The sequence below is a fragment of the Variovorax sp. YR634 genome, from assembly GCF_900106655.1.
Lineage (GTDB): Bacteria > Pseudomonadota > Gammaproteobacteria > Burkholderiales > Burkholderiaceae_C > Variovorax.
In genome coordinates this window covers 19155-33067 of sequence record NZ_FNOL01000032.1, presented here as the reverse complement: position 1 = coordinate 33067, position 13913 = coordinate 19155, and the positions used below count along the sequence as shown (strand labels likewise).

Below are 13913 nucleotides of genomic sequence, written 5' to 3'. Positions count from 1 at the left end.
GTCATGCAAAAACTTGGAAAAATCAATACCATGGGCCCCATGCAAAACTTGATACCCAAGATCGAGTCGCAGCTGGCTTCGCTGCCTGTCCCCATCGCGCTGGAGCTGCCAGATGGCAGGCGCGTTGCCCAGGCGGGAGCCCGCGTCACCCTGGCCTTCAAGGAGTGGACGGTGCTCGCCAAGCTGGCGGCCCGACAGGTGGGAGCCATCGGCGAGGCGTATGTCGAGGGCAAGGTGCAGATCGAGGGCGCCATGCGCGACCTGATCGACGCCACCGTCGGCATGCTGCCCGGCAACCCCGCCGAAACCGACACCGGCTGGTGGAGCCGCCTGCAGCACCGGGCCAAGTCCCATGGTTCGCATTCGCTGCGCAAGGACGCGGCCCAGATCGAGTTCCACTACGACGTCTCCGACGACTTCTACGCGCTGTGGCTGGACCCGCGCCGCGTGTATTCATGCGCCTACTTCCGCACGCCCGACCTCACGCTGGCGCAGGCGCAGGAAGCCAAGCTCGACCACATCTGCCGCAAGCTCATGCTGCAGCCGGGCGAGCGCTACCTCGACATCGGCTCAGGCTGGGGCGCGCTGCTGCTGTGGGCGGCCGAGCACTACGGCGTGGACGCCACCGGCATCACGCTGTCGAAGAACCAGCATGCCTACGTGCAGCGGCTCATCGAGCAGAAGGGCCTGCAGGGCCGCGTGCGCGTCGAGCTGCGCGACTACCGCGAGCTGTCGGTCGACCAGCCCTTCGACAAGATCTCGTCGGTTGGCATGTTCGAGCACGTGGGCGCGGCCAACATGCCGACCTACTTCCGCAAGATCCATTCGCTGCTGAAGCCGGGCGGCCTGGTGATGAACCACGGCATCACCTCGGGCGAGCTCAACTATCGCCAGCTGGGCGCCGGCATGGGCGACTTCATCGAGAAATACATTTTCCCCGGCGGCGAACTGCTGCACGTGACGCACGTGCTGCGCGAGACGGCCGCGGCTGGCCTGGAGATGGTCGACACCGAGAGCCTGCGCCCGCACTATGCGCGCACGCTCTGGGCCTGGTCGGATGCACTCGAGGCGCAGCTCGACACCGCTCGCGAGGTGCTGCAGCGCAACGGCGGCCGCCAGGCCGAGAACGCCGAGCGCGTGCTGCGGGCCTATCGCCTGTACCTCGCGGGCTCGGCCATGAGCTTCGAGCAGGGCTGGATCTCGCTGCACCAGATGCTGTCCACCAGGCCCGACGGCAAGGTCGAGCACGGCGTTTTGCGCGGCGCGCAATCGGTGTACCCTTTTGCCCGTGACTACATCTACAAGTGAGTGAAAACACCATGCTCTATCGATTCCAGTCCCGAGCCTCCCCCGACTTCGTGATGCTCGAAGTGCATGCGCGCCAGTTGCTGGACATCGTCGGCAAGTCGGCGGCCCCGCAAGGCATCATCACGGTCGAGCAGATCCCCGGCGCCATCGCGGCCATCGAAGCCGCGCTGGCGCGCGAGGGCTCCAACGCCCACAACAACGACGACTACGCCGTCGAAGGCCACGCCAACGAGGCCGAGAAGCAGCATGTCGGGCTGCACCAGCGTGCAATCCCGCTGCTTCACATGCTCAAGGATTCACTGGCCGAGAAGAAAGACGTGACCTGGAAGACCTGAGGTCCGTCAGTCGACTTTCGCGCCTGAGTCTTTGACGACCTTCGCCCACTTCACGTGCTCGCTCGCAATGAGCTTCGTGAAGTCGGCGGGTGAATTCCCGCTCGGAATCGCGCCCTGCGCGAGCATCTTTTCCTTGATGGCCGGCGTGCCCAGCGACTTGGCCACTTCCTGCTGAATCCGGTTCACGATTTCGGGCGAGGTGCCGGCCGGTGCCAGCAGCCCGAACCACGAGCTCGCCTCGAAGCCCTTGAGCGACGGGCCTCCCACTTCTTCCACCGTCGGAATGTCCGGCAGGGCAGGCGAACGCTGCGCGCTCGTCACAGCCAGGGCCGTGAGCTTGCCGGCCTTGATCTGCGCCATCGACGAGGGCAGGTTGTCGAACATCACGTCGGCGTTGCCGCCCACCATGTCCAGCAGCGCCGGGCCCGAGCCCTTGTACGGGATGTGCGCCATGAACGTGCCCGTCATGCTCTTGAACAGCTCGCCCGCGAGATGGATCGACGTGCCGCTGCCGCTCGACGCCATGTTCAGCTTGCCCGGGTTGGCCTTGGCGTACTTGATGAAGTCCTGCACGTTGCGGATGTTCAGCGTCTTGGCCTTGTCGGCGTTCATCTCCATCACGTTCGGCACGGCGGCCACCAGCGTGATGGGCGCGAAGTCCTTGATCGGGTCGAAGGGCAGCTTGGGGTACAGCGCGCGGTTGATGCCGTGCGTGCCCACCGTGCCCATCAGCAGCGTGTAGCCGTCGTTCGGCGCGCGCGCCACGATCTCGGCGCCCACGTTGCCGCCCGCGCCCGCACGGTTGTCCACGATGAACTGCTGGCCGAAGGCCTTCGACAGTTCGGGCGCGACGGCGCGCGCCAGGATGTCGGTGGTGCCGCCAGCTGCAAACGGCACGACGATGCGCACCGGCTTGGTCGGCCAGGTGCCTTGGGCCCACGAAGGGGCGGCCATCAGGGTCAGGGCGGTGGCTACGGATGCGGCCAGCGCGGTGCGGCGACTGGGCTTGAAGAGAGAGAAAGAAGAAGTCATGCGCGCGTTTGTACAGGTGCGCGCCGCGGGCGTCGCGAGTGAAAACCCCGTGAGCCGGTGGGTCGACGCACGGTCGGCTCAGGCCACCTGCATCCGCTGCGCAAACCGCTCGTTGCGAAAACGCTCGAGCACGAAGTCGATGAACACGCGCGTCTTCGGCGGCAGCAGCTTCTTGCTCGGGTAGTAGAGCCACACGGCGCCCGCGTCCTGGTGCCATTCGGGCAGCAGCCGCAGCAGTTCGCCGCTGCGCAGCCCGCGCTCCACGAAGGGCATCGGCAGCATCGCCACACCCAGCCCCATCAGCGCCGCGTGCGCGATGGCTTCGGGGTCGTTGAAGATTGCGCGCGGCCGGGGCAGATCGACCGTGACCTCCTCTCCGCGTGCCTGCCGCAGCGTCCAGCTGCGCAGCCGCCCCGTGGGCGAGGAGCGGCGCAGCAGGGTGTCGAGTTCCACCAGATCCGAGGGGTGCCGCGGCCGCTTGCGTCCCTCCATGTAGCGCGGCGACGCCACCGCCACCACGTGGATGCGCGCCAGCTCCCGCGCCACCAGCCCGGCCGACAGCTCGATGCCGCCGCCGATGGCCGCGTCGAAGCCTTCGCCGACCAAGTCGACCTGCTGGTTGTCGAAATGCCAGTCCGGCAGGATGGCCGGGTAGCGCGCGAGAAAGTCGCCCATCAGCGGCAGCACGTGCTCGCGCCCGAAGGCCTGGCCCATGCTCACCTTCAGCGTGCCGGCGGGCTGACCGTCGTCGGTGTCGATGCCGGCCACGGCCTCCTGCAGCGTGGCCAGCGCGGGGCCGATCTGCGCCAGGAAGCGCTCGCCGCCCTCGGTGAGCGTCAGGCTGCGCGTGCTGCGCTGGAACAGCCGCACTCCCAGCCGCGCCTCGAGCCGCGCCACATTCTTGCTGACCGCGGCCGGCGTCAGCCCCAGGCGCCGGGCGGCGGCCGAGAAGCTGCCGCCCTCCGCGCTCTGCACAAAGGATTCGAGGTGATTGAGCGGTTCCATGGCCGCATTGTCTTTCTCATCTTCAACTTTGGGTTGAATTTGATTGCGCCAATTGATGGCTACCGCCGAGGGAATGAAATGCCGACACTGAAGGTCTTCTTTCTCCCGTCCTCCTTCAACTGATCGGAAAAATCATGACTTCCAGCACTGCTTCTTCTTCCCCCGTCCTGGCCGGCAAGGTCGCCTTCGTCACCGGCGGTTCGCGCGGCATCGGCGCCGCCATCGTGCGGCGCCTGGTGCGCGACGGCGCCGCCGTGGCCTTCAGCTACGCCAGCTCGGCCGCCCCGGCCGACGAACTGGTGCGCAGCATCCAGTCCGAAGGCGGCCGCGCCCTCGCGCTGAAGATCGACAGCGCCGACGCTGCCGCGCTCACCGCCGGCATCGACGAAGCGGCCCGCGCCTTCGGCAAGATCGACATCCTCGTGAACAACGCCGGAGTGTTCCTCGGTGGCACCCTCGACGACTTCTCGCTCGAAGATTTCGACAAGACGCTGAACGTCAACGTGCGCGCCGTGTTCGTCGCGGCCAAGGCGGCCTCGCGCCACATGGGCGAAGGCGGCCGCATCATCAACATCGGCAGCACCAACGCCGAGCGCATGCCTTGGCCGGGCGGCAGCGCCTATGCGATGAGCAAGTCGGCGCTGGTCGGCATGGCCCAGGGCCTGTCGCGCGACCTCGGCCCGCGCGGCATCACGGTCAACAACGTGCAGCCCGGCCCGGTCAACACCGACATGAACCCGGTCGACGGCCCCAACGCTGCCGCCATGCACGGCCTGATGGCGCTGGCCCGCCATGCCCATCCGGAAGAAATCGCCGGCATGGTCGGCTACCTGGCCAGCCCCGAAGCGGCGTTCGTGACCGGTGCCAGCCTGAACATCGACGGCGGCTTCGCGGCCTGACTGTTGCTCGCCAGGCCGGTCCCTTCTTCTCTACTTATTTCTCTTATTAAAGATAGTAGTAGATAAGGGTAAACCCCTGCTGTGGAAACTGCGCTTTTTTCCATGGCTGACAACGACTTGTGCTGCCTGCTTCACTGTGCGCACCTCTGCTTTCGGGGCTGCCTCGAAAGAGGAACAACTTAAGGGCGATCGGGCCGGCTGTGGACAACCGGCTCCTTGTGCCAAAACTTTCCCCAGAGTTTTCCCGCGCGTCTGCGCTCAGCGTCTGCACGCAGTGAAGACACCGGAGCGGGTCGTCCTTCGCCTACGCAGGGTCGCCCGATGTGACGACGCGGCGGCGCTGTCGATCTTTCAACCATGGGTCTTCGCTCAGCCGCCAGAGCAATCAATGAAAGCAGAGGCAAGGCTGAACCCTGCAGACCCGGCCCGTCGCACAGACGGGCAACGAAAGGACCCCGACATGGCATACACCGAAGCAACCACAGACACCCTGAACACAGGCCCTATCCTCGCCAACGACGAGGTCGTGGACGTGCTCAACGACCTGCTCGAAAATTCGCGTGACGGCGAATACGGCTTTCGCGCCTGCGCCGAAGAAGTGAAGGACCCTGCGGCAAAGCAGCTGTTTGCCAGCCGCGCAGAACAATGCAGGAAGGCCGGTGCCGAACTGATCGCGCTCGTCACCACCTACGGCGGCACACCGGCCTCCGGCGGCACCACCAGCGGCGCATTGCACCGCGGCTGGGTGCACGTGAAGGGATCGCTGGGCGCTAACAGCGAGCTTTCGATCCTGGAGTCGTGCGAGCGCGGCGAAGACGCGGCGGTTGCACGCTATCGCAAGGCGATGAAGCAGAACCTGCCGGCCGACGTGCGCGGCGTGATCGCAATGCAGGCCGAGGGCGCGCAGCGCAACCACGACCAGATCCGCGACCTGCGCAATGCCGCGCGTGCGCGTGAGTAACTCGCGCTGATCGGATTCGCGCCGATCTCGCGGCGCCTCACGAAAAGGCCGGGACCTCCCGGCCTTTTTCGCGCGCGCCTTCGCCCGGATAGCGCACGCATTGCAGCGCCTCGAAACCCTTCTGCGTGACGGCAAGCACCTGCACCACGCGCAGGCCCGGCATCTTCGCGATGTCCGCGGCCGAGGGCACCAGCGCGAGCACCAGTCCGGCCGCGCGCAGTTTCAGGACTTCATCGATGTCCTTGCGCGAGGACATCACCATGGGTAGCCGCGTGGCGGCAATCTGCCTGAGCATGAGCATGTCTGTGAGCATTTTTTGTCTCCTTGTTCATCGGCGACAAAGGTCGGGAGAGCGTTCGGAATAAGGCCTCCCGCTGGGCGGGAGGGATGCGAAAGATACCGGGCCGCACACGCCCGCAACGTAGGACCGCATCCCGCGACAAGGGTCGCAATGCGCTCCGGGAATTCCCGGATGCCCAGAGTCCCGCCGCGATGGGATAGTTAGTTCGCCCTTCAAACTAACTAATTTCTTACACGGCTGATCCCTGCGGGGCGCACCAACATTGGAGAGACATCGATGCAACTGAAACACACCCTGGCCGCCATGGCCTTCGGTCTCACGGCCGTGGGCGCGATGGCGCAGACCGTGGTCGGCGTGAGCTGGTCGAACTTCCAGGAAGAACGCTGGAAGACCGACGAGGCCGCCATCAAGGCCCAACTGGAGAAGCTCGGCGCCAAGTACATCAGTGCCGATGCGGGCGGCTCGCCCGAGAAGCAGCTCGGTGACATCGAGGGCCTGATGTCCAAGGGCGCCAAGGCGCTCATCGTGCTGGCGATGGACAAGGACGCCATCCTGCCCGCCGTCACCAAGGCCACGCGCCAGAAGGTGCCCGTGGTGGCGTACGACCGGCTGATCGAGGCGCCCGGCGTCTTCTACATCACCTTCGACAACGTCGAGGTCGGCCGCATGGAGGCGCGCGAAGTCTTCAAGGTCAAGCCCAAGGGCAACTACGTGATCATCAAGGGCTCGCCGAGCGACCCGAACGCCGACTTCCTGCGCGCAGGCCAGCAGGAAGTGCTCGACGCCGCCGTCAAGAAGGGCGACATCAAGATCGTCGGCGACGAATACACCGAAGGCTGGAAGCCCGAGGTCGCGCAGAAGAACATGGAGCAGATCCTCACCAAGAACGGCAACAAGGTCGACGCGGTGGTCGCGGCCAACGACGGCACGGCCGGCGGCGCGGTGGCTGCGCTCACGGCCAAGGGCATCCGCGGCATTCCGGTGTCGGGCCAGGACGCCGACTTCGCGGCGCTCAACCGCATCGCGCTGGGCACGCAGACCGCCACCATCTGGAAGGACTCGCGCGAACTCGGCCGCGAAGCCGCCACCGCCGCCGTGGCGCTGGCCGCCGGCAAGCCGGTAGACAAGGCCGCGCCGTGGGCCGGCGGCGCCAAGAAGATCTCGCTGTCCTCGCGCCTGCTGACGCCGGTGCCGATCACGCGCGACAACCTCGACGTGGTCGTCAAGGCCGGCTGGATCAAGAAGGACGAGCTTTGCAAGGGCGCCTCGGGTGCGAGCGCACCCGCCGCCTGCAAGTAAGCCGTAGCAACGGACGCGCCGGTCGCGCGTCCATCCGCGCAACGCTGCCGCCTCGGGCCGGCCCATCACGGGCCTGGCCAGGGCAGGTTGCGCACCTGTAGTCCCTGGGGGTTTCAAGAATGAGCAATCCAACACCGGGCTGGTGGCGCCGCACGGGCATCGACCTGCGGCTGATATTGATGTGCGTGCTGCTGGCCGTGATGGCCGTGGTGTTCAGCGTCATGTCGGGCGGCGTGTTTCTGTCGCCCGAAAATCTCTACAACGTCGCGCAGCAGACGGCCGTGGTCGGCATCGTGTCGACCGTGATGGTGCTGGTCATCGTGGCACGCCACATCGATCTGTCGGTCGGCTCGGTGATGGGCTTCGTCGGCGTGCTGATCGCGTACCTGCAATACACCTCGGGCTGGTCGTGGCCCACGGCCTGCCTCGCGGGGCTCGCGGTGGCGCTGCTGGTGTCCATCTACCAGGGCTGGCTCACGGCGGTGCTCGGCGTGCCGTCGTTCGTGGTCACGCTGGGCGGCCTCATGTCGTTTCGCGGCGCGGCCTTCCTGGTGGCCGACGGCAAGACGCAGCCGGTGAACGACGAATTCTTCCAGCGCCTGGGCGGCGGCTATGACGGCGGCATCGGCGTCACCGCGAGCTGGGTGCTCGCTGCCATCGTGGCGCTGGTGCTGTTCGGGCGCATGCTGCAAAAGCGCCGCGCGCGCCAGCGCTACGACATACCGACCGAGGCGCTGTGGCTCGACGTGCTGATCACCGCGGTGCCGGTGGCGGTGGTGATCGCCTTCGCATGGGTCATGAACAACTACCAGATCTCGTCGAAGAGCGAGCCGCAGGGCATTCCGATTCCGGTGCTGATCTGGGCAGTGGTGGCGATCGTGCTGTCGTTCATCGTGCACCGCACGCGCTTCGGGCGCTATGTGTTCGCGATGGGCGGCAATCCCGACGCTGCGGCGCTGGTGGGTATTCCGGTCAAGCGCGTCACGCTGATGCTGTTCGCGCTGCTGGCGGTGCTGGTCACCATTGCGGCCATCGTGTCGATCGCGCGGCTCAACGCGGGCACCAACTCGCTGGGCACGGGCATGGAGCTGTACGTGATCGCGGCGGCCGTCATCGGCGGCACGGCGCTCGCGGGTGGCAGCGGCTCGATCTTCGGGTCGGTCCTGGGCGCGCTGATCATGCAGTCGCTCGACAGCGGCATGCTGCTGCTCGACGTGCCCATCGGCAAGCGCATGGTCATCATCGGGCAGGTGCTGATCGTGGCCGTGGTGTTCGACGTGCTGTATCGCCGCAAGTTTGGGGAGAACTGAAATGGCAGACATCGACACCTCCAGACCCCTGGTGGAACTGCGCGAAATCCGCAAGGCCTTCGGCGGCGTCAAGGCCGTGGACGGCGTGAGCGTCAATCTCTACCCCGGCGAAGTGGTCGCGCTGCTGGGCCACAACGGCGCCGGCAAGTCCACGCTGATGAAGATGCTCGCGGGCGCCTACCCCATCGACTCCGGCGACACGCTGATCGCGGGCGAGAAGGTCAACATCCGCACGCCCGCCGAAGCGCAGGGCCAGGGCATCGAGACCATCTACCAGACCCTCGCGCTGGCCGACAACCTCGACTCGGTGTCGAACCTCTTTCTCGGCCGCGAGAAGATGACCCCGTGGCGCACGCTCGACGATCACTTCATGGAAGTGCAGGCGCGCAAGGTGTTCCACCGCCTCAACAAGAACTTCACCAACATCCGCGTGCCGGTGCGCAGGCTCTCGGGCGGGCAACGGCAGGTGGTGGCGATCTCGCGCGCGCTGTACTTCAACGCGCGCATCCTCATCATGGACGAGCCCTGCGCGGCGCTCGGGCCGGAAGAAACCGCGATGGTCGGCGGCCTCGTGAAGCAGCTCAAGGCCGATGGCGTGGGCATCTTCCTCATCACGCACGACATGCCCGACGTGTTTTCTCTGAGCGACCGCCTCGCGGTGATGAAGAACGGCAAGCTGGTCGGCACCTACCGCACCGCCGACGTGACCGAAGACGAAGTGCTCGGAATGATCATTGCCGGCAAGCGGCCCGAGGGCAAGGAGCAGGCCCATCACGCCGACACTGCCGCGCTCGCCTGATGTTGTCGTGAAGACGATAGGCGACCAGCAACTGCTCAAGCGCATGAACCGCAGCGTGCTGCTGCGGCTGCTGCGCGCGCAGCCCGGCCTGTCACGCGCGCGGCTGGCCGGCGAGAGCGGCCTCACCAAGTCGACCGTGAGCCTGCTGGTGCGCGAGCTGATCGACGAAGGCTGGCTCAGCGAGGCCGGCGCCACCGTGGCCGACGGGCTCGGCCGGCCTTCGACGCCACTGCAGATCAATGTCGGCGTGCGCGCGCTGATGGGCGTGGAGATTGCGGTAGAGACCGTGCGCCTCGTGTGCGTCTCGCTGCAGGGTGAGGTGCTTCACTCGAACACCCACGCACTCACCGACGGCTCGCCGGCCGGCGTGTGCGCGCAGGTCGCGCGCATGGCGGCCGCCGCGAATGCGCAGCTGGAGCAACTGGGCCTGCGCCTGTCGAGCATCGGCGTGTGCGTGCCCGGCGCGGTGGACGACTGCACCGGCGTGGTTCGCTTCGCGCCCAACCTCGGCTGGCGCAACGTGAGCCTGCTGCCCGCGCTCGAAAAAGCCTTTGCCGCCATTGGCCTGCCTGGCGTGACCGTGCAACTGCAGAACGACGCCGATGCCGCCGCGCTTGGCGAATACGAGTTCGCGGCGGGCGAGGGCGAAGACCCGTTGGTCTTCGTCAACTGCGACGTCGGCGTGGGCGCCGGTGTGGTGCTGAACGACCGGCTCTTCACCGGCGCGCAGGGCATGGCCGGCGAGATCGGCCACACCATCCTTGAACTCGACGGGCCGCTGTGCTCGTGCGGCCGACGCGGTTGCGCCGAGGCCTTCTTCGGCTCGCGCGTGCTGGAGCGCAAGGGGGTCGACCTGCCGCGCGCCGCCGCCTTCTTCGGCGTGCTGCTGCAGAACCTGTGGGTCACGTTCAACCCGCGCGCGATCGTGCTCGGCGGCAAGGCGTGCGCCGAGCATCGCGGCTTTGCGCAAGCGGCGTTCGAAAGCATGAAGCGCCACGCTGACGATGCCGGCATGCCCGCGCCCGACCTGCGCACCGCGCGCTACGGCGCGCTGGCGCCTGCGGTGGGTGCAGCCGCGCTCGCGCTGCACGAATACCTGCGGCCGTTGCAGCCCGATGCGAAGGCGCGTCGCGCGCGTGCGCTGGCCCGCGCCGCGGCCTGATCAGTCCGCGGCGTCTTCTTTCCAGCCGCGCAGCCGGCGATAGAGCGTGCCGCGCGACACGCGCAACTGCCGCGCCGCCTGCGACACATTGCCGCCGTGCGCCACTAGCGTTTCTTCGATCAGCTTGCGGCTGTGCTCGCGCAGCGTTGTCTCGGCATGGAGCTCGGGCTCGCAGGCTTCGGCAGCAGGCATCTGCGCATCCTGCTCGATGGCCAGCGGCGTGGCTTCGCCGGGCATCGCCACCGCATGCCGGAAGTCCGCGCCATCCGCGCCCTTCAGCCGCGCCTGCACCCACACGCCCAGCCCGCTCGCCAGCCGCAGCGGCTGCGCCGCCTCACGCCGCCCAAGGCGCAGCAGGCTCGCAAGGTCGTGCCCCAGCAGGCATTCGACATCGCGCTCGTCCGCCGCTTCGGGCAGCCGGCCCAGCAGCCGCGCACCTGCGTTGTTGAGCCACGCGATCGTGCCGTCGGGCGCGATGCCGGCCAGCGCTTCGAGCGGCGTGCCCAGCAGAGTGGGGCTGGCCTGGAAGCGCAGGATCAGGTGGTCGCGCGACTGCGCCTGCAGCAGCCGGTTCTCGATGGTCGTGGCATAGAGCGCCACCATCGATGCCGCATCGAAGCCGAAGCGCCGCGCCTCCGCTGTGAGGTCGAGCACGCCGGCCAGTTGCCCCGTCACGTCGCGTATCGGTGCTGCCGCGCACTGCATCTGGCACAGCACGTCGAAGTAGTGCTCCGCGCCGTTGACCGTGCAGGCCTGGCCGGTGCTCGCCACGATGCCCGGTGCCGTGGTGCCGACGATGCGCTCGGAGATGTTCACGCCCACGCGCGCGGTCTTGCACAGCACCGGCTGGTGCGCCATGGCGGGCTGCTGCGTGACGTGCACCAGCACGCCCTCGCTGTCGGTGAGGATCACGCGGCAGTCGGTGCCCGCGAGCGCGTGCTCCATCTGCACCAGCTCCTGCCGTGCCACCTCGAGCAGTTCGCGGTTGCGCGCGAGCGTGGCGTGCAGCCGGCTCGGCGTGACCGCGTCGAAGGGCACGATGCGCTGGCGGTCGGTGTGCGTGCGGCTGCAGCGCATCCACGACTGGATCACCGCCTCGCCGACGAGGCCCGAGGGGCGCACGCCTTCCTCGAAGAACTGCTGCCGCGCGAGCGCCACGCGCTGCGCGGGCGTGCTGGCAAAGAGTTGGCGCGGCGCATCCGCCGTGCCGATTCTTCTTCCGTCGAGGGCCATGGTGTTCGCTGCCTCCCGCAAGGGACCGAGTCCGGGACCAACGCTGAATGTGTTCCGCAATGGAACAGCACCGGACTGGGGAAATCCCGAAGATGAATGCGAAGCCCGCACAGACCATCCTTGAGCCACAAAGGAGACCTGCGATGAAAAAAGCACACTCCGGGCTGCTCGTGCTCGCCGGCGCTTTGCTGTGCCTGGGCGCAAACACGGCGGCCACGGCCCAGAGCGCACAGGACCGCGCGGCAGCCGCCACTAGGCGCGTCGACGGCAGCTTCATCCGCGCCAACGCGGCGCAGAAGAAAACACCCGACTGGCCCAGCGTCGGCCTCGACTATTCGGAGTCGCGCTTCAGCCAGCTCGACCAGGTGAACGCCGGCAACGTCAAGCAACTGGGGCTGGTCTGGTCGTACAACCTCGAGTCGACGCGCGGCGTGGAGGCCACGCCGCTGGTGGTGGACGGCATCATGTACGTCACCGCCTCGTGGAGCGTGGTGCATGCCATCGACACCCGCACCGGGCAGAAACTGTGGACCTTCGATCCGCAGGTCGATAAGTCCAAAGGCTTCAAGGGCTGCTGCGACGTGGTGAACCGAGGCGTTGCGATCTACGAAGGCAAGGTCTACGTGGCGGCCTACGACGGCCGCCTGATCGCACTCGACGCAGCCACCGGACAGAAGGTCTGGGAGAAGAACACCATCGAGGGCCAGAAGGGCAGCTACACCATCACTGGTGCGCCGCGCGTGTTCAAGGGCAAGGTCATCATCGGCAACGGCGGCGCCGAGTACGGCGTGCGCGGCTTCGTCACCGCCTACGACGCGAAGACCGGCGACCAGAAGTGGCGCTGGTTCGTGGTGCCGGGCGACCCGGGCAAGCCCTTCGAAGACGAATCGATGGCGCGCGCCGCCAAGACCTGGGACCCGAGCGGCAAGTACTGGGAAGCCGGCGGCGGCGGCACCGCGTGGGACAGCTTCGCCTTCGACCCCGATCTCAACCTGATGTACGTGGGCACCGGCAACGGCTCGCCATGGGCTGCCAAGGCGCGCAGCCCCAAGGGCGGCGACAACCTCTACCTGGGCTCGGTGGTGGCGCTCAACCCCGACACCGGCAAGTACGTGTGGCACTACCAGGAGACGCCCGGCGACAACTGGGACTACACCTCCACGCAGTCGATGATCCTGGCCAACGTGAAGATCGACGGCAAGGCCCGCAAGGTGCTGCTGCATGCGCCGAAGAACGGTTTCTTCTTCGTCATCGACCGCACCAGCGGCAAGTTCATCTCGGCGAAGAACTTCGTCGAAGTGAACTGGGCCACCGGCTACGACAAGAACGGCCGCCCCATCGAGATTGCCGCGGCGCGGCAGAACGAGAAGCCCGGCGACAGCATCCCCGGTCCCTTCGGCGCGCACAACTGGCACCCGATGTCGTTCAACCCGCAGACCGGCTTTGCCTACCTGCCAGCGCAGCACGTGCCGATCAACCTGATGGACGACAAGGACTGGAAGTTCGACCAGAACGTGCCCGGCCGCCCGCACTCGGGCCTGGGCTGGAACCTCGGCAAGTTCGCCAATGTCGAGCCGCCCACGAGCAAGCCCTTCGGCCGCCTCGTGGCGTGGGACCCGGTGGCGCAGAAGGAAGCGTGGGGCGTCGACTACGCATCGCCATGGAACGGCGGCACCCTCACCACCGCCGGCAACCTCGTGTTCCAGGGCACGGCCGATGGCCGCCTGCTGGCCTACAACGCGAAGACCGGCGAGAAGCTGTGGGAAACGCCCACCGGCACCGGTGTGGTGGCCGCGCCCTCGACCTACATGGTCGACGGCAAGCAATACGTGTCGGTCGCTGTGGGCTGGGGCGGCGTGTACGGCCTGGCGCAGCGCGCCACCGAGCGGCAGGGCCCAGGCACGGTCTACACCTTCGCGGTGGGCGGCACGGCCAAGATGCCGGACTTCGTGCAGTACCGCATGGACAAGCTGGTGCAGGGCGTGAAGTACGACCCCGCCAAGGTCCAGGCCGGCACCATGCTCTACGTGAGCAACTGCGTGTTCTGCCACGGCGTGCCCGGCGTGGACCGCGGCGGCAACATCCCCAACCTCGGCTACATGGACCCGGCCTACATCACGAACCTGGACAAGTTCATCCTCAAGGGCCCGGCCATGGCGCGCGGCATGCCCGACTTCACGGGCAAGCTCTCGGGGGACGACATCGAGAGCATCAAGGCCTTCATCCAGGGGACGGCGGACGCCATACGCCCGAAGTAGGGAAGCCCGCT

13 protein-coding genes are annotated in these 13913 nt (G+C 67.2%); 9 read left to right on the top strand and 4 right to left on the bottom strand.

What is annotated here, in order from left to right; all coding sequences use genetic code 11:
• Nucleotides 1-39 precede the first annotated feature (39 nt).
• Together BLV60_RS31560 and BLV60_RS31555 are read left to right on the top strand one after the other, a co-directional pair.
• Nucleotides 40-1308: an SAM-dependent methyltransferase gene (locus BLV60_RS31560; protein WP_093059430.1), complete on the top strand. Its 1269-nt coding sequence runs from the start codon at nucleotides 40-42 to the stop codon at nucleotides 1306-1308.
• A gap of 11 nt (nucleotides 1309-1319) precedes the next feature.
• Entirely contained in the window at nucleotides 1320-1643 is a 324-nt protein-coding gene (locus BLV60_RS31555) for a DUF1840 domain-containing protein (RefSeq protein WP_093059364.1), read from the top strand.
• Between the two features lie 6 nt (nucleotides 1644-1649).
• Here the strand turns inward: BLV60_RS31555 and BLV60_RS31550 are convergent, their stop codons facing one another.
• Both BLV60_RS31550 and BLV60_RS31545 read right to left on the bottom strand, forming a co-directional pair.
• Nucleotides 1650-2675: a Bug family tripartite tricarboxylate transporter substrate binding protein gene (locus tag BLV60_RS31550; protein ID WP_093059362.1), complete on the bottom strand. Its 1026-nt coding sequence runs from the start codon at nucleotides 2673-2675 to the stop codon at nucleotides 1650-1652.
• A 78-nt stretch (nucleotides 2676-2753) separates the two neighbouring features.
• Complete coding sequence (locus BLV60_RS31545) at nucleotides 2754-3680, bottom strand: LysR family transcriptional regulator (RefSeq protein ID WP_093059360.1); 927 nt, start codon at nucleotides 3678-3680, stop codon at nucleotides 2754-2756.
• A 134-nt stretch (nucleotides 3681-3814) separates the two neighbouring features.
• On the opposite strand from BLV60_RS31545, the gene BLV60_RS31540 reads away from it, so the two are divergent.
• On the top strand, nucleotides 3815-4579 hold the full coding sequence (locus tag BLV60_RS31540) for an SDR family oxidoreductase (RefSeq protein WP_093059358.1): 765 nt from the start codon (nucleotides 3815-3817) through the stop codon (nucleotides 4577-4579).
• Between the two features lie 460 nt (nucleotides 4580-5039).
• Nucleotides 5040-5540, top strand: coding sequence for a ferritin-like domain-containing protein (locus tag BLV60_RS31535; protein WP_093059428.1), 501 nt, complete (start codon nucleotides 5040-5042; stop codon nucleotides 5538-5540).
• Between the two features lie 37 nt (nucleotides 5541-5577).
• Here the strand turns inward: BLV60_RS31535 and BLV60_RS31530 are convergent, their stop codons facing one another.
• Nucleotides 5578-5853 (bottom strand): hypothetical protein, encoded by a 276-nt coding sequence (locus BLV60_RS31530; protein ID WP_093059356.1) that lies wholly within the window; start codon nucleotides 5851-5853, stop codon nucleotides 5578-5580.
• A 264-nt stretch (nucleotides 5854-6117) separates the two neighbouring features.
• On the opposite strand from BLV60_RS31530, the gene xylF reads away from it, so the two are divergent.
• From xylF to BLV60_RS31510, 4 genes are all read left to right on the top strand, one after another.
• Nucleotides 6118-7140, top strand: a complete 1023-nt coding sequence (gene xylF, locus BLV60_RS31525; RefSeq protein ID WP_093059354.1) for a D-xylose ABC transporter substrate-binding protein — start codon at nucleotides 6118-6120, stop codon at nucleotides 7138-7140.
• Between the two features lie 119 nt (nucleotides 7141-7259).
• On the top strand, nucleotides 7260-8450 hold the full coding sequence (locus tag BLV60_RS31520; protein ID WP_093059352.1) for a sugar ABC transporter permease: 1191 nt from the start codon (nucleotides 7260-7262) through the stop codon (nucleotides 8448-8450).
• 1 nt (nucleotide 8451) lies between these two features.
• On the top strand, nucleotides 8452-9249 hold the full coding sequence (locus BLV60_RS31515; protein WP_093059350.1) for an ATP-binding cassette domain-containing protein: 798 nt from the start codon (nucleotides 8452-8454) through the stop codon (nucleotides 9247-9249).
• A gap of 7 nt (nucleotides 9250-9256) precedes the next feature.
• Complete coding sequence (locus BLV60_RS31510) at nucleotides 9257-10411, top strand: ROK family transcriptional regulator (protein ID WP_093059348.1); 1155 nt, start codon at nucleotides 9257-9259, stop codon at nucleotides 10409-10411.
• Here BLV60_RS31510 and BLV60_RS31505 read toward each other — a convergent pair whose 3' ends face one another.
• Nucleotides 10412-11644, bottom strand: coding sequence for a helix-turn-helix domain-containing protein (locus BLV60_RS31505; protein ID WP_093059426.1), 1233 nt, complete (start codon nucleotides 11642-11644; stop codon nucleotides 10412-10414). It lies immediately after the preceding gene.
• A 143-nt stretch (nucleotides 11645-11787) separates the two neighbouring features.
• Between BLV60_RS31505 and BLV60_RS31500 the strand changes: the two genes are divergently transcribed.
• Nucleotides 11788-13902: a PQQ-dependent dehydrogenase, methanol/ethanol family gene (locus BLV60_RS31500; RefSeq protein ID WP_093059346.1), complete on the top strand. Its 2115-nt coding sequence runs from the start codon at nucleotides 11788-11790 to the stop codon at nucleotides 13900-13902.
• Nucleotides 13903-13913 lie beyond the last annotated feature (11 nt).

Bases quoted from the DNA above. Each gene is read 5' to 3' on its own strand.
- xylF (WP_093059354.1), top strand. From the start codon at position 6,118: ATGCAACTGAAACACACCCTGGCCGCCATGGCCTTCGGTCTCACGGCC.
- BLV60_RS31540 (WP_093059358.1), top strand. From the start codon at position 3,815: ATGACTTCCAGCACTGCTTCTTCTTCCCCCGTCCTGGCCGGCAAGGTC.
- BLV60_RS31550 (WP_093059362.1), bottom strand. From the start codon at position 2,675: ATGACTTCTTCTTTCTCTCTCTTCAAGCCCAGTCGCCGCACCGCGCTG.
- BLV60_RS31530 (WP_093059356.1), bottom strand. From the start codon at position 5,853: ATGCTCACAGACATGCTCATGCTCAGGCAGATTGCCGCCACGCGGCTA.
- BLV60_RS31560 (WP_093059430.1), top strand. From the start codon at position 40: ATGCAAAACTTGATACCCAAGATCGAGTCGCAGCTGGCTTCGCTGCCT.
- BLV60_RS31535 (WP_093059428.1), top strand. From the start codon at position 5,040: ATGGCATACACCGAAGCAACCACAGACACCCTGAACACAGGCCCTATC.
- BLV60_RS31545 (WP_093059360.1), bottom strand. From the start codon at position 3,680: ATGGAACCGCTCAATCACCTCGAATCCTTTGTGCAGAGCGCGGAGGGC.
- BLV60_RS31515 (WP_093059350.1), top strand. From the start codon at position 8,452: ATGGCAGACATCGACACCTCCAGACCCCTGGTGGAACTGCGCGAAATC.
- BLV60_RS31520 (WP_093059352.1), top strand. From the start codon at position 7,260: ATGAGCAATCCAACACCGGGCTGGTGGCGCCGCACGGGCATCGACCTG.
- BLV60_RS31555 (WP_093059364.1), top strand. From the start codon at position 1,320: ATGCTCTATCGATTCCAGTCCCGAGCCTCCCCCGACTTCGTGATGCTC.
- BLV60_RS31500 (WP_093059346.1), top strand. From the start codon at position 11,788: ATGAAAAAAGCACACTCCGGGCTGCTCGTGCTCGCCGGCGCTTTGCTG.
- BLV60_RS31505 (WP_093059426.1), bottom strand. From the start codon at position 11,644: ATGGCCCTCGACGGAAGAAGAATCGGCACGGCGGATGCGCCGCGCCAA.